Raw genomic sequence first — 17298 nt, forward strand, 5'->3', positions numbered from 1 at the left:
CCGCTTTATGTTCTCTCTGATACTGACTGGCAAGCTAGCATTGCGCCTGAGGTAGAGACTGCCGGCATCTCATTCAAAAATTTTAGCAGGAGCGCACGGGCTTGCTCCGGCTTACCGCTATCCGCAGCTACAGCGATGAGCGTGGAGCCGCTTGGCTGCTTGGTAAGATGAGCCCAGGCTTCAAGAAATTTAGCTTTTATCGGACTAGCCGTTCGCTGGCCAGCAATATCATACCAGTGCCAAATGACGCGCAGCGTATTAGGGGAACGGATAACAGTTTCATGCACTTGGAGATGATCATCACCAAGGGAGAGGCTTCGGCGATTATCTTCCATCCAACGCCAAATTTGATCATCATAGAGGCGATTTTGAGAACTAATAAGTTCAGCTCCTTGATGCTCTTGCTGATAATAGATAATTAAAAGCTGTACCGCACTATCATCTGGGAATGAATAGAGACGGCGCACGATTTGATCTGCTTGGGAATAATCTGGCTCCCACATACTGGTCGGGACGGAAGAACCACTCCAGACCGGCTGCTCCTTAGGCATAGACACCGAACAGTCGGTTTTCGATGCTTGGCCTTTAAACCAAATTCCACTCGCGGGACCGGCACCGGCCACCAGGATCAGTATAATAGTAGTTACACCCAGTTTTTTTGCACGGGGGGCCTGCTGGGCGACAATCCCTCCAGATTGCCGAGACAACGAGGCCCTGTTGCCGGGGCACTTATCCTCGCGCCAGAACGATCCCAGCCAAAAGAGTAACGACATGACTACGCCAAAGAAAATCCACCCGTAAACAACATGGTCCACGCCGGTCGCCAACTTCATATTACTGAGGTAAGCCAGCATAATAACGCCGTAGGCCCGGATACCATTAGCAATAATAGGTACGATAACCGAAGCCACAATAAATGCCGCGCGGCGCCCATAACTAGAATAAGTAAGATAAGCGTAGAGGGTGCCAAGAACAACCGAAGTAATAAGGTAACGCAGCCCGCTACAAGCTTCCGCAACCAGAAAATCCCCCGAGGGAATACTAATATAACGCCCTTCCCAGTAAACCGGCACTCCACCGAATTGCAGGCTTTTGACAGCAAAAGCGGCTGTAAAATCTTGCAGCGGCGGAATTAAAAATTCACCAAACGGTACCGCAAAAACCAAGTAGACAAGTGGAAACGCCAACGCGCGAACGACCCTCTTTCCCAATAACCCCCACACCACTACCGGAATCATGGCCACCAATAACAATTGTTCGACAAATAGCACGTCCGCAATCCTAGCCAGTAACCATCCCCCGGATAATAGCAGAATAAAGAATGCGGCTAGTGGCCGAGGATGGGGTTGAAGCTGCTGGAGCTGCCACCGTCGCGCCCAGATCATATAACCGCTAACCGGAAAAATGAGCATACCATGGGCAAAGGTCGCAGAACGCCACCAAATAGCCGCCATGGATACTGCGGTTTCCAGATAAAACAGGAATAGGGCAAGCAACACCACAGCTATTGCCACCGTTGCCAGAGGCCAACTTAGCACCCAATGGGCCTGTTGCCTATCTAGGTACCGCTGTTCGGTCGGGTTCATCTGCATTTTTTTCTCCACCAGTGGCCTCTTTTGCCACACTAATTATAGGCGCGAGGGAGGGATGAGTAAGCAACTCCGAGAAACGTTCTAGGTGATTATCCCAATGGTAATTTTGTAAGACATGCTCCCGGCCCTTCCTACCTGCCTCCTTTCCCTTTCCCTGCAGCAATACGGCAATAGTTTTTGCTGCAAATTGATTCGGCGTTGCACTCACTAGATTCTCACATACCGGAGGCAAAACAATACCCTCGGCGGCCTCTGGAGTAGCTATCACAGGCCGGGCCATGGCCATCGCCTCCAACAACTTGTTTTGAACTCCACGGGCAATCCTCAGAGGCGCTACCGCAGCTCGGGCATGGGCTAAATAAGGACGCATATCCGCCACAGTACCTGTCACATATACTTGCCGCTCTGCCGAGAGACGCCGTACAGCTTCAGCCGGTTGCGTACCCACAATATAGAAACAGGCCGCAGGAACCACCGCTAGAATCTTCGGAAAAATAGTTTTAGTAAACCAAATTACCGCATCTATATTAGGACGGTAATTCATGGCACCAGTAAAAACCAACACCCGCTGCTCCGGAGGATACGGAGAAGGATAATGCCGATCCGGGGAGAAAAAATCCGTATCGACCCCATTAGGCGCAGCAAATACTTGTTTCGCCACTTCTGGAGCTAAACGGCGGAATAACTCAGCCTCCACCGAGGAAACAAATGTTGCAGCTTTTGCTTGCGCAGCTATTTTTCGCTCGAAGGCCAAAAGAGTACGGGCTTCACGCTGATAAACCCAAGACAAAGGAGGACTCGATGTCTGACTATAAGCATGCCATTTCTCTGAATCCACATCCACAAAATCGACAATAGCTGGCACTTGCCGGGGAAGCATAGTTATATACTGAGCCATCACAGAGGAAAACACCACAACGCCTTCCAAGGAAGGCCGAGCAGCGATGTCTTGCACCCAGCGGCTCATGCAACGATCTTTATAGTAAGCTAAACCAAGCGGCTTACCGGCTACCAACGCTGTCAGGGATCGGGCCAATGCGAGAGCCCGCGGTAGCGGCCGCAGGCAAAGCTCATCTACCCCTAACCGATGAAGGTCTGAAGCATATTTCCAGTCTACTGGATCGTCCACGAAAGCGCCTACATGGACACGATAACGGCTGGCAAGAAAGCGCAACAAATGATAAGAACGTATTTTATCGCCTTTATTGGGGGGAAAAGGTATCCGGTGCGCAAGGAATAGAAGATCACCCATCTTTCCGCCCTTACCCAAGATCCCGGGCAATCCAGGGTCCCACTAACCGGGTGAGAGGCATGGGCAACCGTTTCCATCCTTCCACAAAGAGACGATAACGGGGGTTGAGAGGATTCTTCTCAGGAACTTTATTTGCCTTAATTAATTTATACTCGTAATGCAAGGGCTGAGGTTTAAACCCCCAGTGGGTCTTAAAACGATAGGAACCTGCATCCAACTTGCTTCGCCCATAATCAAAAACACGCACACTCTGCTCCGAGGCCCGGCGCATTAATTCCCAATACATAAAATCATTGGCCTTAAATTCCCGAGCCCCTGCAAGCCCTCCTCCATAGTAGGGAAGTACTTCATCGCGGAAATAAAAGCTCATGACACTGCTTATTGGAGTCCCTTCATGAAAGATGGTCAGCACTTCGCAGCGATCTCCAAATACGGTCTTAAGGATTTCAAAATAGCGCTTTGGGAAAACTGGAGTCCCTAAATTACGGACGCTCTCAGAATAGATCAGAAAGAAACGTTCTATATCCGAGTCTGTGCTGCTGGTTAATCCCGCTTTGATCCCTTTACGTACCATCGCTCGTTGCTTGCGAGGAATAGCTGCAAGATTCTTTTCTGGATCAGGATCAATATTCTTGCGAAATGTCACGTAAAGTTCAGAGCAGGGCCAATCGGAGTGACGAAGTTGAAGGTTACGTAGTTCAAGATAATCCACCCCTAGATCCCAGGCTACCCGATAGGCGGCGGCTTCCAGTGCATCGCATGCCTCCCGTGATCCCACCGCGCCACCATAGACACAAAAAGGCGTTGAGATAAGTGCATCACCAAATAGTCGACTGCGAATACGCGCCAAGGGGAGCAGGCCCACAATTTTGCCATCCTGCTCAGCATAGAAATAATGGGTTGCATGTCCATAAGCTCGTTCCAGCACCTCCCGCCAGCCCGCCAGATGGAAAAAGGTTGCTTCAGGATGGGCTTCCACAAACTCATCCCAGCGATTTTCTTCTTTTTTGGTTAAAACGCAGACCGTCAGAGGACGCGCATCACTAAGGCACAATGCTTCATTTTTCATTATTCGTTAATCTTGCTGCAAAAAAACGCGATCCATGCGATCCCAACGGAAATCGCCTATTAGCCATAATAATCGTTGCTCCATATGTTGGAGATTAAGATAGTGACGAACACGTGTTTTCATGCTGATCCCCCGCTGGCGCGGCTGTTCAGGATCTATCTCCCAAGGATGGAAATAAAAAATGCAGGGCTGGCCATCAAGCTGGTTAACCCGGCGTACTGCCCAGCGAAATAAACCATAAGGAAAAAGGCGAAAATACCCACCACCGCCGCAGGGGAATTTGTGCCCCGATAACTCGACGGTGCTTACCGGAATTTCGAGAAGAGAGGGGGCTGCTGGAGGATAAAACGCAAAGCGGGGCGCTTCGGGCATGCCGTATAGATCGTGATGTATCGGATAAATGCTCGAACTATAAAGATAACCTGTTTCAGCAAGCACCTCATGCGCCCACAGGTTGCTTCTGCCGATGGAATAACTTGCCGCCCGATAACCCCTCACAGCGGTGCCTGAGAGATCTTCTAGTAATTTACGGGTACGGGATACATCCTCACGAAAGTCGTCTCTATTTTGTTGTGTTACTCGTATGTGAGAGAAACCATGGGAAGCAAGCTCATGGCCCGCTTCCACGATACGCTGTATAAGGGTTGGGTAGCGCTCTGCCACCCAACCTAGCATAAAAAAAGTAGCAGATATCTCCCGATCAGCAAAAAGCTGCAGTATCCGATCAGTATTTTGCTCAACCCGGCAAGGCAACTTATCCCAACCGCCTCGTGCAATAATATTTTCAAAGGCGGATACCTGGAAATAATCTTCCACATCCACAGTCATGGCATTAGTGATTGGCTCTGGCTGCTTCAAAGAAAAGCTCCTTTATTTAGAAACGCTACCGCCCTCCTTCGCAAGAAGGCCAGAAACAAGCTTAACCACTCGTCTTTAAAAAAGGCTAGGGTAGATCACCGCAAAAGTCGCGAAACGGCTTCTTAATCTTCTCTTCCCCAAGAAAAAAAGCGTAAGAAATACTCACCGGCTATACCAAAAACAGAGCAAGAATTACGTTTTCTGTTCTTGAAAGCTATATAACGGCTTAAATTAAATTAACACAAGTTTCTAAAATATCTTTTAGCTATCAAAAACGCATGAATACTGTTGCAGACGCCATATTCATGCCAAAATCATTCTCAGAATCCGTAGAATTTCGCTGACCATGAACATAACGCAAGGATAACCCCGATTTTGGGCTAAACCTGTGCCTTATACCAAGAGAAACATTCCAGAGATTATCCGAGCGGGAAGGATCCAGAGAAGTACTCGGAAAAGAACGATGCATCCACATGCCACCCGCCAAGATATTCGTCCGCGAGGAAAAATTCTAGATCCAAAATAGGTTCCCCCCCTTCAGATCCTCTTCTTCACCGCTCTCCTGGAACTCCCGATTTACTTGAAAACCGCGCACTAACAATCGGGTTTTCTCGGTCATCAGGTGAGTCCAGGACAACATGGTACGCGTGCTCAGGAAAGTCTCCGTCGTAACCGTCGGTAAAGTATTTATCGGGCCATCGGTAAAATCCGGTTGTTGAAATAACAATTGATCGAAGGTAAAAAATCGCTGACTATAAGAAGCATTAAAAATGTTACGTTTGGTTCCGTAGGTTGCCCTTACAAAGGCAGTAGTACCAAAAAAACGCTGGCCAACCGCCCCTATTATCCGTGTCCTACGGGAGGGATTATAAGAAAGACCCACGTTCCATCGGATTCCACTGGTGCTTCCATCTCCAAGCCCTCGGCTAAATGCATTATCTTCATAACCCAATATCCCAAAAGCCGATACCCGACGGAAAAGAGGCATTTGGAGTCTAAAAAGATAGTTGGCAAGTCGAACTGTTGGGGAATCCTCACGATGAGAGTAACGCTGGTTCGTAAGAAACGCCCAGCGAAAACGGTCAAACCGGGAGCCACTCCGTAGAACCCCGAATATTCTATCCGCATTTCTTGTCGGCCTCCCTTCAGGAGCAACTAAAACTTCTTGGCGTTGATAGCGTACCTGGCCCGAAGCGGTATTTCCCCATCGCCAACAGTAGAAAGGCGATGCCTGTAAAGTTGCAACAGTGCTAATATTACCGGTTGCAAAGGAATTTCCTGCTCCGCCGAAACCACCACCGCCGAAACCACCACCGCCGAAACCACCACCGCCGAAACCACCACCGCCGAAACCACCACCGCCGAAACCACCACCGCCGAAACCACCACCGCCGAAACCACCACCGCCGAAACCACCACCGCCGAAACCACCACCGCCGAAACCACCACCGCCGAAACCACCGCCGCCGAAACCACCACCGCCGCTGCTACAAACTCCGCTTCTACCACCGCCCATGCCACCGCCCATGCCACCGCCCATGCCACCGCCCATGCCACCGCCCATGCCACCGCCCATGCCACCGCCCATGCCACCGCCCATGCCACCGCCAAAACCGCGAAATGGTGGTGCGGCACCTGTAGGAGAAATCAGAGCTTGAAAAACAGTAGCTCGCAAATCAAAAAATAGGTGATCTTTAGCTAATTCTGCCCTAGCCAATCCGAGAAACCGGTGAAAGGTCGTATTTCGATCGCCGTCCTTGGCAAAAAACAGATTCTGCATGAGGTAGTTGGCTCCTAGCTGGAGCCGGCTACCCCTACCCCGCAGAGAGAAACCTGGAGTAATTTGGGTAATAAAGTCACTTTCTTCCTCTCCCCTGGGAGCTAAAGTGACATTATCCGTATAAATCTCCCCCCCGGCTAGTAGAGGCGTAAACCTCCATTCTGCCCCATTAGCACAGGCTCCAAAAAGTAAAAATACGCCTCCCCCAATAAGGTTAAAGTGCCTCCTTGCGCACATCAAGAAAAATCCCTGACATATCCGAAATCCCTAACAAGATAATCATTATTTGCCATTGGAATAGCTGCCGTAGTAATAGCCGCCGTAATAATCCTGGCCTGATGCTTGCCGATTTTTATTCAGCACCAACCAGATCAATTTATTAGATTGATCTAGCAGGGAAAGCGCTTCCTTGACAGCGGTTTGTGGGGTACGTCCGGTTTCAACTACCAATACAATTTGGCCCATGAGATGAGCCAATGCACTGGGCTGGCTAGCTGCAAGCAAAGGCGAGCTATCAATAATAATTATTCGCTCTGGATAGCGCCGGGAAACATCTTCTGCAAACATCGCCATCTGTTTACTGGCAAGCAACTCCGTTGAACGGGAATAAGGTTTTCCTGCTCCCACAACACGAAGGTTGTCAATATTAGTACGCACCATCACGTCAGCTAAATCTAGAGTAGGATCCCTCAGCACTTCCACCAAACCGGTCCTTTCCGTAAGGCTAAGAGTGCGGGTTAGCTGCGGTCTCACCACATCTGCATCTATTAAAAGAACAGTATGGTTATACTCCATCACAATACTCATCGCCAGGTTGATTGAAGTAAAGGTCTTCCCTTCCCCCGAAAGTGCACTCGTCACCATAATCACATTGCTGTATTCATCGGAATTAACGCTGCCGTCAAGTGCTCTTTTCAGAATAGGTCTTTTTATCATGCGATACTCTTCCGCAATCCGGCTTTGGGGTTCAGCCGGTACGATAAAACCTTTTTGGCGCAGCGCCTCTAAATCTAACTGATGCATTTGGGATCTTCTCTCTCCCGGCCTAACCCGTATTTTGGGGGACGCTGGCTGTTGCTCTAAAGAATTCGAAGAGAGAGGGGTTGCACTTGCAGGAGTCAAAGTTTCTTGACCGATTATGTTTTTACGCTCCATCGCTTTTTCAATGCTACTCATAAAAAATATTCCTTAATTTTTTTCTACCGACAATGTCTCCAGCAATCCTTAGTCAAAATACAATCTACGTTTTGCTCTTCTCGTAATTGTATAAAGATAAACTTCCTCTCTCTATTAAGATAGGCCGCATTTAATCAGTTAAATTACCCCCGGAAAAACGGGGTCTCACCTTAATTTAGTAAGATATTTATAGTTTGAATTATTACTCTTAAATTTAGGGAATTTTAGGGCACTAAAAAAGCGAATGCTTAATTGTGTCGAACATTTTGATACCAAAGAGATAATTGGATACCAATAATCCATATCCAGCGATGAGAAGACCTAGAAAAGTAAGAAGAAACGCCAGATTAAGCCGATGCTTCCATAAAATACGCCCTGATAATATCATTGATACCGGGCCTAGGACGGGAAGCCCCGTCGCTTCTTCTAAATCCCGGCGGGTATAAAAAACGGGCCTTAATTGGGAAAGAAAAAATGCCAAAGCCCCTCCGGCACCTCCCGCAACCACCAGAACTAACGTTAATAACAAGGGGCGGTCAGGACCAGAAGGGAGGAGCGGCTGTATAGGCGGCTCCACAATTTTAAACTTAACATTATCTGGCGACTCTTCCACCCTTTCACCCATTTTCGCTGATTCTAGGCGGGTTAATAGTTGCTGATAGTTGCTTTTATAAACCCCATAGTCACGATTTAGCTGAGCTAATTCCGCTTCTACCTTAGGAATAGTATCGACGAGCTCATGCAACCGTTCTACATCTTTCTCTAAGGCGCTAACTTCCGCTTCTTGAGAAGCAATATTGGCTTCCGCTTCTGCCAGAGAAATCTGCATTTGCTGATAATAAAAGTTACCCCCCACTGCATATTCTCCCGCTTCATTAGCTTCTTCTCCTTCACCTTGCTGCTTCTGCGGCAAAGAAAATTGCTGCTCTTCTCTTTTTTGTAACATCGCAATAGTTTCTTTAATCGCCGAAACCTTTGGATGTTTATCCGTGTACTTGAGCAACACCTCATCTAGTTCCGCTTGCAAGGATTGAATACGCATACCCGCAGGACTACTATCTTTCGACGAGGTTCCTGTTCCACCTGTTCCAAATCCAAAAACCGGTTCCTCTCCTCTCAATTGACGTTTAAGTACATCCCGGCGCCCTATCGCCATATTAAGCTCAGTGCGCGCCGTACGTAAATTCTCTACCGCAGTCTGCAAACGCTGATAATAATCGCCCTTTTCATTGGGCATCATGCCTACATGCTCCCGCTTAAAGTCCATTAACCTTTGTTCAGCAGTACGAAGCAGTTTTTCATATTCTTTAATTTGTTGGCCAATGAACTGTTGAGCAGTATTACTATCTTTACGGGAGGCACCCATAGTGCTTTCCACAAAAATATTCAATATGGCCTGCACCACCCGCTGTGCAAGTTGAGGATCAGTATTTTCATATGCAATTGTATATAGATTATCTCTTCTCGCCCCTTTTATATGGATATTTTTTTCAAGCTGGTTAAGGAGTTTGATTTCCTGCTCCGGCGTGGTCACGGACAAATCCATATCGGTTTGACGGAGTACCTTTCCTAAATTAGGCCGGCTTAATAAAGTCTGAGTCATTATTCTAAGCCTTTGGTCTACATTAGGCTGAATAGCCAATCCTTTCAAAAGGGGGCGCAGTAGCGAATCAGTATCGACATAAACTCGTGCTGAGGATTCATATCTATCAGGCATCTGGATCACATATGTCCAACCCACAATCACCACCACCCATGCCATTAGAACGCCATACCAACGGTAACGCCAAATCCCGCACCAATAACTATATAGCTGTAACCACAGCTCATGCATGAGTCTTTATCCTTTTAAAACCAAGCCTCGGGAATAATCAGTATATCGCCCGGTAATATCTCTACATTAGCGGTAATATCTCCATCTCTAATCAAATCATCCAACCGTACCGAAAACTGCTTTTCGCGGCCATTTGCCGTGCGAACGAGGGTTGCACTGTTGCCAGCGGCAAATTCCGTGAGTCCTCCTACCTCAATCATCACATCGAGCAAGCTCATATGCTCTTGATAGCTGAGAGCACTAGGATCAGCCGCTTCACCTACCACCCGAACCTGTTCGCTAAAGCGTCCAATAAACTCATTTACTATAACGGTAACAATAGGCGCTCTCACATAACGAGACAAGATTTTTTCTATATCCCGGGCAAGCTCAGTCGGTGTCTTACCACTTGCCTGAAGATCCTCAACCAACGGTGAAGTTAGGCGCCCATCAGGGTGTACAATAATACTGCTTGAAAGTTCCTCGTTACCCCAGACAAAAATATCTACCTGGTCTCCAGGACCAATAATATAGTAAGGCGTCTGTCCTTCTTGAGCCGCTACAACAGGGGCCGGTGGCTTATTACTGGCACAGCCAAAGATAGCCGCTGCAATCAAGGATATGAGCAAGCACCCAATAAATTTATGGCTTCTAAGATGCATATAGTTGACCTTAACTTTTCCTGTATACACTACAGAATCGTTACTGTTTACTTAAAATTCTGGTCGATTACCTACCGCCTGAGTGCAGCCTTGGCGGCTATCTCCCCCGCACAGTCCTAAATTCAGGCCACAAAATCAGTTGGGCCTAATTAAGTTCAGTTAAATATGGATGAATCCTGCCTAGGTCTCTTGTTCTAACTTCTTCCCACCCTGTCGGACGAGGGTTCTTGGATCGCTCCAAGAACTTTCCTCGTTCAACACACCCTCCTCCCCAAGTAATAACCCATGTTGTCGCTCCCGTTCCAGCCGCTCCAGAGGCTAGGAGCGCCGCCGCGATGTCACAGTCATGGCTCGTTCGTCCCGAACGAGGGACAGATCCATCGCCATTTCACGCACGTCCAGCGGCAGCGTCTCTTTCATATGCCCGCACCCTTGGGTGGGGCAACGCCCTCGTACTGCTCGGCGTACTTGGGGGTGTCGGATTTGAATCCTTCGCCCGTGACGAACATGTCTTTCAGACCCGGACGATGCCAGCTGTCTTATCGGCCTAGGACTTAATCGCACAGCATAGACACAAAATAGCGTCCCGCTGCGTCCTTAGAAATCGTGATAGAGAGGGGCTCTGGCGGCAGACCGTTCTTGAAGTTCCAGTGGATATTCAGCGGATTGCTCGATTTGACCATGAACAGTTGGCCGTCCTTTATAGATACCTTAACCTCTAGGGAATTTTTATCTTCGCTGCGAAGATAAAAATTCCCTGTCTATTATATAATTAACTTAATATTATAATTATATAAATAACCCATTGAAAGCCTGACCAGCGCACCGTCATCCCTATTCACTCGAATTTCTAGAATCTAGCAAGCCCGAAAATGGGAATCTGTACGCGACTATACCCCATGGTGTTACCCAAACGTACTATTTATCGAAAAGTATGTTAAAGAAGCTGACTATTTTGTACGATAATGAAATAACGATACAACATAATATCCACACAATATTTCTTGAGGTTGCCCATGCCGAGCCCACTAATAAGCCCTATGATCCTAATCTGCTCACTATTATTAGCAATTGCCCTGTTAACAGGCTGCAGCGGGGATTCCAACCTCACCCCCGAAGAGCACATCTCACGCGCCAAGGAATATCAGGATCAGGGAAAAATAAGGGCCACCATTATCGAATTGAAAAATGCCCTCCAGAAAACACCAGACAATCAAGAGGCGCGCTGGCTTCTAGGTCAAACCTACGTGAAAGCGGGTGATGGGCCATCCGCCGAAAAAGAACTAAAGCGAGCTCTCAGCCTCGGGTTAGCCTCCGAAGCTGCGGCTATTTATCTAACCCGCGCTGCCCTCTTGCAAAGAGAATTTCAAACTGCCATTGAAACCTCGACCGATTACCCTGCCCTTCCCGAAGATGAACAGGCAGAGCTGCTAGCCCTACGGGGACATGCCTATCTTGGACTACGAGAACTTGAAAAAGCAGAAAAATCATACGAATCCGCCCTTTCCATTAACCCTGCTGCCCCGGAGGCCGGTTTTGGAAAAGCACGAATCGCCGCAGTGCAAAACCGCCTGGAAGAGACCCGGCAATGGCTGGAAAAAGTCCTTCAGACTACGCCAAGTTTCGCTCCCGCCTGGAGTCTGCTAGGTGACCTAGAGCGTTATCAAGGAAACGGGGAAGCCGCTGAACAAGCCTATGGGAAAGCCATTGCCCACCGCTTCAATAATGCCAGCGATCTGCTCAACCGGGCATTGGTGCGCATTTACTTGAAAGACTATGAGGGCGCGGCCAGCGATTTGGAAACGCTGAGTAAACGCGCGCGCAATCATCCAGGAGTAACCTACGCCCAGGGATTATTACATTTCCAGCAGCAGCAGTACGCTGACGCTTTAACAAGCTTCCAGAAAACACTAAGCAAAAATCCAGAATACATGCCTGCAGTATTCTACGCCGGTATCGCCTATTACCAACAAGGACAGTTAACGCAAGCTGGACAGCTCTTAAATCAGTTCCTAAAGCGTTTTCCCCATTCCGATACTGCGGCTAAGACTCTGGCCATGATACGTCTTCGCGAGGGCAACTATACGAGCGCCCAAGCTATCCTAGAGCCTATTATAGCCCAAAATCCCAATGATACTGCCGCCCTGGATTTACTAGGAAGCGCAATCCTAGGGCAAGGCAAGCCTGAAAAGAGCGCTGCCTACTTTCAAAAAGTCACCGCGCAAACGCCAGAGTCGGCGGCAGCCTACATGAAACTAGGGCTTGGCTTCATGATGTCCGGGGAACATGAGCAAGGCATTGGCGCTCTGGAAAAAGCCATCGAATTAGACTCTCAACTCCCCCAGGCCGACCGGTTAATAATCCTTGGCCACTTGCGGGCCCAGGAATTCGATAAAGCTCTTGCAGCGGCTAAACGACTGAGAGAGAAACAACCAGACAGCCCCCTGCCCATAAATCTAATTGGCGCCGCCTATCTTGGCAAAGGAGAAGAAAGCAAAGCCCAGGAGGCATTTCGCCAAGCTTTAGAAATCGCTCCAGGTGATCCATCAGCGACTCATAATCTTGCCATGCTGGCCATCAAAAAGGGAAATATTGAGAAGGCCCACGCTCTCTACCAAGAAGCGCTCAGATACCATCCGGGTCATCTCAGAACATTGCTCAAGCTCAGTGCGCTAGAAGCACAGCAGGGCCATCCGGAGAAAGCAAAGAACTGGGTAGAGCAGGCTATGGAGAAAAATTCTAAAGCCCTAGAACCTCGGGTATTGCTAGCCCGTTACTATTTGGAGCAAGGTAGGCCCGCCCGGAGTCTTGCTATCACGCGGGAAATCCAGGATCTTTATCCTGCTCATCCGGCATTATTGCTCGTGGTGGGAACGGCACAACTGGAAAACAGCCAGCTACGGGATGGGGTAAAAACCTTTCAGAAACTGGTGGAGGTCCAGCCCCAGTCGGCCCAAGCCCACTACCTTCTGGCCAAAGCTTATGCCACGGTAAATAATACGGATAAGCTCCGTAAAGAGCTCGAACAAGCGCTTAAACTGAACCCCAACCATACTCTTTCTAAAATCGCCATGACTCGCCTGCTGATGCAGGAGAATCAACCTGAAGCGGCTAATAAGCTATTCCAGGAATTAAAACAGGCCTACCCAGAACATCCGGAAGTGCTGGCCCAGGAAGGCTGGTTGGCCATGCGTCAGAACCGGCCTCAGGACGCAATAATAGCCTTCAGGGAAGCACTAAAACGCTCCCCCACCAGTCAAATCATCGTCAATCTTGCGCACGCCCAACTCCAGGCGGGGAATCAAAATGAGAGCTTGGCGACCCTAGAGGATTGGTTGAAAAAGCATCCGGAGGATATGGTAGTGCAGTATAATTTGGCTAATCTCTATCTAGCACTTAAACAAGAACAGAAGGCAGCGTCAGCTTTTACTACAGTAGTCAAGCGAGCGCCAGATAATGTGGTGGCCCTTAATAACCTGGCCTGGCTGCTGCGCAAAAACGATCCGGCCAAAGCTTTAGAATATGCTGAGCGGGCTTTGGAGCTGGCTCCTAATGCACCACCCGTCATGGACACCTTGGGGATGTTGCTTTTAGAAAAGGGTGAAGCAAAACGCAGCCTACGCTTGCTCAGGAAAGCCTCGGACAGGGCGCCTGAGAACCTAACTATTCGGTACCATTTTGCCTTGGCTCTGGCGCAGAATGGAGAAAGTGCCCAGGCCCGGCAAGTGCTCGATGGGATCTTAGATGCAAAGCAACCCTTTGCCAAGAAAAAGGAAGCCCATGCGCTGCGTCAAACCTTAAGCAAATCACTAAATGATTGACTCCAGCACCGGGCCAATTAGCTCGATAAGCAAGCGGCGGCGAATACTTTTTTTTGCTGAAGCCGTGACATTGGCGCATGTGGCGCGGCCAGTGGCCCTGGCAAAGAATCTGAACCCGGCTCTTTATGAGGTTCATTTTGCGTGCGACGCAAGGTATCACAAACTACTGGGCAAGCTCCCATTTATCTGGCACCCCATTCATTCTCTTGCTAGCGAAAAATTTCTTGAGGCGCTCTCCAAGGGCAGTCCCGTTTATAGGGCTGATACACTACGCGCTTATGTCAACGAAGACGCGAAGGTAATCAAGGAAGTAAGCCCGGATGTGATCGTAGGGGATTTTCGTCTGTCCCTAGCCGTTAGCGCGCCGCTCGCTCAAATTCCTTATATGACAATTGCTAATGCTTATTGGAGTCCGTATGCTAAACGGCGTTTTCCCGTACCGGATATTCCTTTAGCAAAGATAATCGGAATCAAGGCGGCACAATACCTGTTTAACGCCATCCAGCCCCTGGCCTTTGCCTATCATGCTCTGCCCTTAAATAAGATCAGGCACGAATATGGCTTACCCAAGATAAGCTTGGATTTACGCCATATCTACACCTATGCCGATCACACACTTTATGCCGATATCCCAGCGCTGGCGCCGACCATCGATCTCCCCTCCGGGCATCATTATCTCGGTCCGGTTCTTTGGTCGCCCGCAGTCCCTCTTCCTGCTTGGTGGGAGAAAATACCTGCGGACAAACCCGTTCTCTATGTGAGCTTGGGCAGTTCTGGGCAAAGTCAATTATTACCGGAGATGTTAAAGGCGCTAGCCGATCTGCCTATCACTCTCCTGGTGGCAACGGCGGGGCGAATCAAACTCCCTAGCCCGCCAAAAAATGCCTTTATAGCGGATTATCTTCCCGGCGATAAAGCAACAGCCCGCGCCAGCCTCGTGATCTGTAATGGCGGCAGCCTTATGACCCAACAAGCGCTCATAAAGCGTGTGCCAGTGTTGGGAATTGTCAATAACCTTGACCAGCACCTCAATATGGAGGCGGTGCAAAGCGCAGGCGCGGGCGAACTCCGGCGGGCGGCAAACGTGACCACGGCGCATATTCTCGCCACCACACGCCAAATGCTAGACCAGCCTCGTTATGCTCAGGCCGCTACCCGTCTAGCGGACTTATTGTCCAACTACAACGCCTCCGATAAGTTTAACTCCATTTTAGGCCGGATGTTCTCGAGGAAATTATGCGCAAAATCGGTTTCAGCCAGATAATTATATTTTTATCTTTCTTCACTGCCGCGCTTATTCTGGGCATAGGCACCGCCTATTTATTGCTAGGCGGCTTGGAACTGGGGGATTTTCGTGGCATTGTTCTTGTCGTCGGAGCTCTTATCTTTGTGTATCTTTATGCTATCGCCCTTTACCGGCTTTTTTTGCGGCTTATGCCCCTGCAAGAAGGCGAGATCCCCGAACACTCGCGGCAAGAGTCTATTTACCATATCTACCTTTTATTCTATCTGCTTCTTTTCTATCCCATCATGCGTAGCGGCTTGCCTCCCGCACCCCTCATGCGTGTATTTTACCTTGCACTTGGCGCCCGCTTGGGTCATAACACCTACAGTCAAGGGATTATTCATGATCCACCTTTTATACAGGTGGGCGCCAATACCCTTATTGGACAGAATACTTTATTAATACCGCATGTGATTGAAGGTAAACGGCTTGCTCACTACCCTATTCAGATTGGGAATAACGTAACCATTGGTGCTAACGCGGTTCTGCTGGCGGGCGTCAACGTGGGTGATGACGCGATTGTGGCTACCGGAGCGGTTGTTCCCAAGGGAACTCAACTGGGCAGTGGCGAGGTGTGGGGAGGCGTTCCCGCCCGCCTGTTGCGTCCGCGGCAAGGAAGGCACCCAAAATAGTCGTCCAGAAATAAAGGTTAAAAATCTCCAGCCCACTCTGTACTTTATTAAGGTAAGTGCACAGCGAAAGTTGTAGCGGGCTTATGCGCAACCTGCAGCAGGCAAGGCTTCAGATTCCCCTGACTCCTTTCCAACAGACGGGGGAAATGTATTGCTTGCTCGGGGATACCCTGAAGTCAACAGCAACCGAGTCAAAAACCTTTACAAATATAATAAAAACATAAATATCTCTGTGTATCAAAAAATATTATCTATTTGATTTCGAAAATTAATTTTAGTAATGGCACAAATTGTGCTTTAAGGTATGATACTCATTGAATAATTATCGCGAGTGTATTTGTAAGGAGGCAAAAATTATGAAAAAGACAACATTCACAACCACAGTCGCTCTCGGCATCTTGCTGGGAACCACCAACGCCCACGCGTTGCTTATCGATCCCGACGGCGGAGGAGGTGCTTTTAACGCTATCGATGTGCATGCCCTTGATTGGAACGCGGGCAGCGCCCTAGCGGTTCCAGATGAAGGGGGTTCTTTCAAACCGGACCAAATCGCTGTAGGCGATACCTTTACCCAGTATGCCCATGCCGAATTAAGCGTTTTTAACGATGCTAGCGGCAATGCCAATGGAACCTTTATCGGCTCCGGCGAGCAATGGACCTTTGTGCTCGGCTTTAGGGAAGAAGTCGTAAGCGTGGATCCCACCGCCCGTTCCGCCAGTTTTAGTGCGATTGGAGGAGGCACCAACTTCTTCGAAATCTGGTATGGGGACGATGACAATGACAATCTGGAGGGAACAGGTTTTAATAATGGCACCAAGATCCTGTCTGGTACAGTAAGCAGCGGGACAAGCAACTTTGACAATGACGAAACCCTGGCGCCCTTCACCGGCGACCCTGGGGATGCCCAACCCTTAGATAATTTCGGCAATGATGATCGCCCAGGGATACGCAGCGTCACTGGTAGTGGAGGCGCCACAATTAACATTAGCGTTAGCAGCTTTGACTCGGCTTTCTTCACTGGCGCGATCAGCAGCTTAGAACTTAAGATGATAAATTTTGATACCAGCCTAATCGACCCTTTCAATAACACCAACCCAGCCGACTGTTTCACCGGTGCAGCGGGTGGGGGCACGGTTAACGCTGCTTGCAATGGCCCCAATAATATCAGTTTCGGAATGAGTTCTGGCGATATTAACGGCTTCAACACCACTAATTTTGAGTTCCAGCAAGATGCTATCTCTAACCTTAAAGTCACCACTACTACTGTTCCCGAGCCTTCTTCGATATTTCTGCTTGGCACGGGTTTAGCCGCCCTGGGCTTTGCCGGCACCCGCAAGCGCCGCCGCTAAGAATAAAAA

Annotated in this window: 13 protein-coding genes; 5 read left to right on the forward strand and 8 right to left on the reverse strand. The window is 48.9% G+C overall.

The genetic code is table 11. The features are described from left to right. Positions 1–5: 5 nt before the first annotated feature. From xrtA to NOC_RS10655, 8 genes are all read right to left on the reverse strand, one after another. Positions 6–1592: an exosortase A gene (xrtA, locus tag NOC_RS10620; RefSeq protein ID WP_002810427.1), complete on the reverse strand. Its 1587-nt coding sequence runs from the start codon at positions 1590–1592 to the stop codon at positions 6–8. Beyond that, positions 1555–2844: a TIGR03087 family PEP-CTERM/XrtA system glycosyltransferase gene (locus NOC_RS10625; RefSeq protein ID WP_011330822.1), complete on the reverse strand. Its 1290-nt coding sequence runs from the start codon at positions 2842–2844 to the stop codon at positions 1555–1557. The genes xrtA and NOC_RS10625 overlap by 38 nt, the downstream gene beginning before the upstream one ends. 10 nt (positions 2845–2854) lie before the next feature. Continuing rightward, positions 2855–3913 (reverse strand): FemAB family XrtA/PEP-CTERM system-associated protein, encoded by a 1059-nt coding sequence (locus NOC_RS10630; RefSeq protein WP_002810978.1) that lies wholly within the window; start codon positions 3911–3913, stop codon positions 2855–2857. A gap of 6 nt (positions 3914–3919) precedes the next feature. Beyond that, entirely contained in the window at positions 3920–4771 is an 852-nt protein-coding gene (locus NOC_RS10635) for an XrtA system polysaccharide deacetylase (protein WP_002809078.1), read from the reverse strand. 511 nt (positions 4772–5282) lie between these two features. Beyond that, entirely contained in the window at positions 5283–6788 is a 1506-nt protein-coding gene (locus NOC_RS10640; RefSeq protein WP_011330823.1) for a hypothetical protein, read from the reverse strand. A 45-nt stretch (positions 6789–6833) separates the two neighbouring features. After that, positions 6834–7727, reverse strand: coding sequence for an XrtA-associated tyrosine autokinase (locus NOC_RS10645; protein ID WP_002808739.1), 894 nt, complete (start codon positions 7725–7727; stop codon positions 6834–6836). A 232-nt stretch (positions 7728–7959) separates the two neighbouring features. Then, positions 7960–9561 (reverse strand): XrtA system polysaccharide chain length determinant, encoded by a 1602-nt coding sequence (locus tag NOC_RS10650; protein ID WP_002809848.1) that lies wholly within the window; start codon positions 9559–9561, stop codon positions 7960–7962. Between the two features lie 14 nt (positions 9562–9575). Further along, positions 9576–10202, reverse strand: coding sequence for an XrtA/PEP-CTERM system exopolysaccharide export protein (locus tag NOC_RS10655; protein WP_011330824.1), 627 nt, complete (start codon positions 10200–10202; stop codon positions 9576–9578). A 335-nt stretch (positions 10203–10537) separates the two neighbouring features. Here NOC_RS10655 and NOC_RS17485 point away from each other — a divergent pair, with 335 nt between their 5' ends. The 5 genes from NOC_RS17485 to NOC_RS10675 all read left to right on the forward strand — a co-directional run bounded on the left by NOC_RS17485 (position 10538) and on the right by NOC_RS10675 (position 17289). After that, the gene (locus NOC_RS17485; protein WP_155814713.1) at positions 10538–10753 is read left to right on the forward strand and encodes a hypothetical protein; all 216 of its coding nucleotides are present in this window, start codon (positions 10538–10540) and stop codon (positions 10751–10753) included. A gap of 465 nt (positions 10754–11218) precedes the next feature. Continuing rightward, positions 11219–14023: an XrtA/PEP-CTERM system TPR-repeat protein PrsT gene (prsT, locus tag NOC_RS10660; protein ID WP_011330826.1), complete on the forward strand. Its 2805-nt coding sequence runs from the start codon at positions 11219–11221 to the stop codon at positions 14021–14023. Further along, a complete protein-coding gene (locus NOC_RS10665; protein ID WP_002809343.1) occupies positions 14016–15287 on the forward strand; it encodes a glycosyltransferase in 1272 nt (423 codons plus the stop codon). The genes prsT and NOC_RS10665 overlap by 8 nt, the downstream gene beginning before the upstream one ends. Then, on the forward strand, positions 15260–15940 hold the full coding sequence (locus tag NOC_RS10670; RefSeq protein ID WP_002810419.1) for an acyltransferase: 681 nt from the start codon (positions 15260–15262) through the stop codon (positions 15938–15940). The genes NOC_RS10665 and NOC_RS10670 overlap by 28 nt, the downstream gene beginning before the upstream one ends. Before the next feature lie 356 nt (positions 15941–16296). Beyond that, positions 16297–17289, forward strand: coding sequence for a PEP-CTERM sorting domain-containing protein (locus NOC_RS10675; RefSeq protein ID WP_002811029.1), 993 nt, complete (start codon positions 16297–16299; stop codon positions 17287–17289). Positions 17290–17298 lie beyond the last annotated feature (9 nt).

It is taken from the genome of Nitrosococcus oceani ATCC 19707 (assembly GCF_000012805.1).
Taxonomy (GTDB): Bacteria; Pseudomonadota; Gammaproteobacteria; order Nitrosococcales; family Nitrosococcaceae; genus Nitrosococcus; species Nitrosococcus oceani.

Coding starts and splice junctions, on each gene's coding strand:
- NOC_RS10665 (WP_002809343.1), top strand. CDS start 14,016: ATGATTGACTCCAGCACCGGGCCAATTAGCTCGATAAGCAAGCGGCGG.
- NOC_RS10655 (WP_011330824.1), bottom strand. CDS start 10,202: ATGCATCTTAGAAGCCATAAATTTATTGGGTGCTTGCTCATATCCTTG.
- NOC_RS10650 (WP_002809848.1), bottom strand. CDS start 9,561: ATGCATGAGCTGTGGTTACAGCTATATAGTTATTGGTGCGGGATTTGG.
- xrtA (WP_002810427.1), bottom strand. CDS start 1,592: ATGCAGATGAACCCGACCGAACAGCGGTACCTAGATAGGCAACAGGCC.
- NOC_RS10640 (WP_011330823.1), bottom strand. CDS start 6,788: ATGTGCGCAAGGAGGCACTTTAACCTTATTGGGGGAGGCGTATTTTTA.
- NOC_RS10625 (WP_011330822.1), bottom strand. CDS start 2,844: ATGGGTGATCTTCTATTCCTTGCGCACCGGATACCTTTTCCCCCCAAT.
- NOC_RS10670 (WP_002810419.1), top strand. CDS start 15,260: ATGCGCAAAATCGGTTTCAGCCAGATAATTATATTTTTATCTTTCTTC.
- NOC_RS17485 (WP_155814713.1), top strand. CDS start 10,538: ATGTCACAGTCATGGCTCGTTCGTCCCGAACGAGGGACAGATCCATCG.
- prsT (WP_011330826.1), top strand. CDS start 11,219: ATGCCGAGCCCACTAATAAGCCCTATGATCCTAATCTGCTCACTATTA.
- NOC_RS10630 (WP_002810978.1), bottom strand. CDS start 3,913: ATGAAAAATGAAGCATTGTGCCTTAGTGATGCGCGTCCTCTGACGGTC.
- NOC_RS10675 (WP_002811029.1), top strand. CDS start 16,297: ATGAAAAAGACAACATTCACAACCACAGTCGCTCTCGGCATCTTGCTG.
- NOC_RS10645 (WP_002808739.1), bottom strand. CDS start 7,727: ATGAGTAGCATTGAAAAAGCGATGGAGCGTAAAAACATAATCGGTCAA.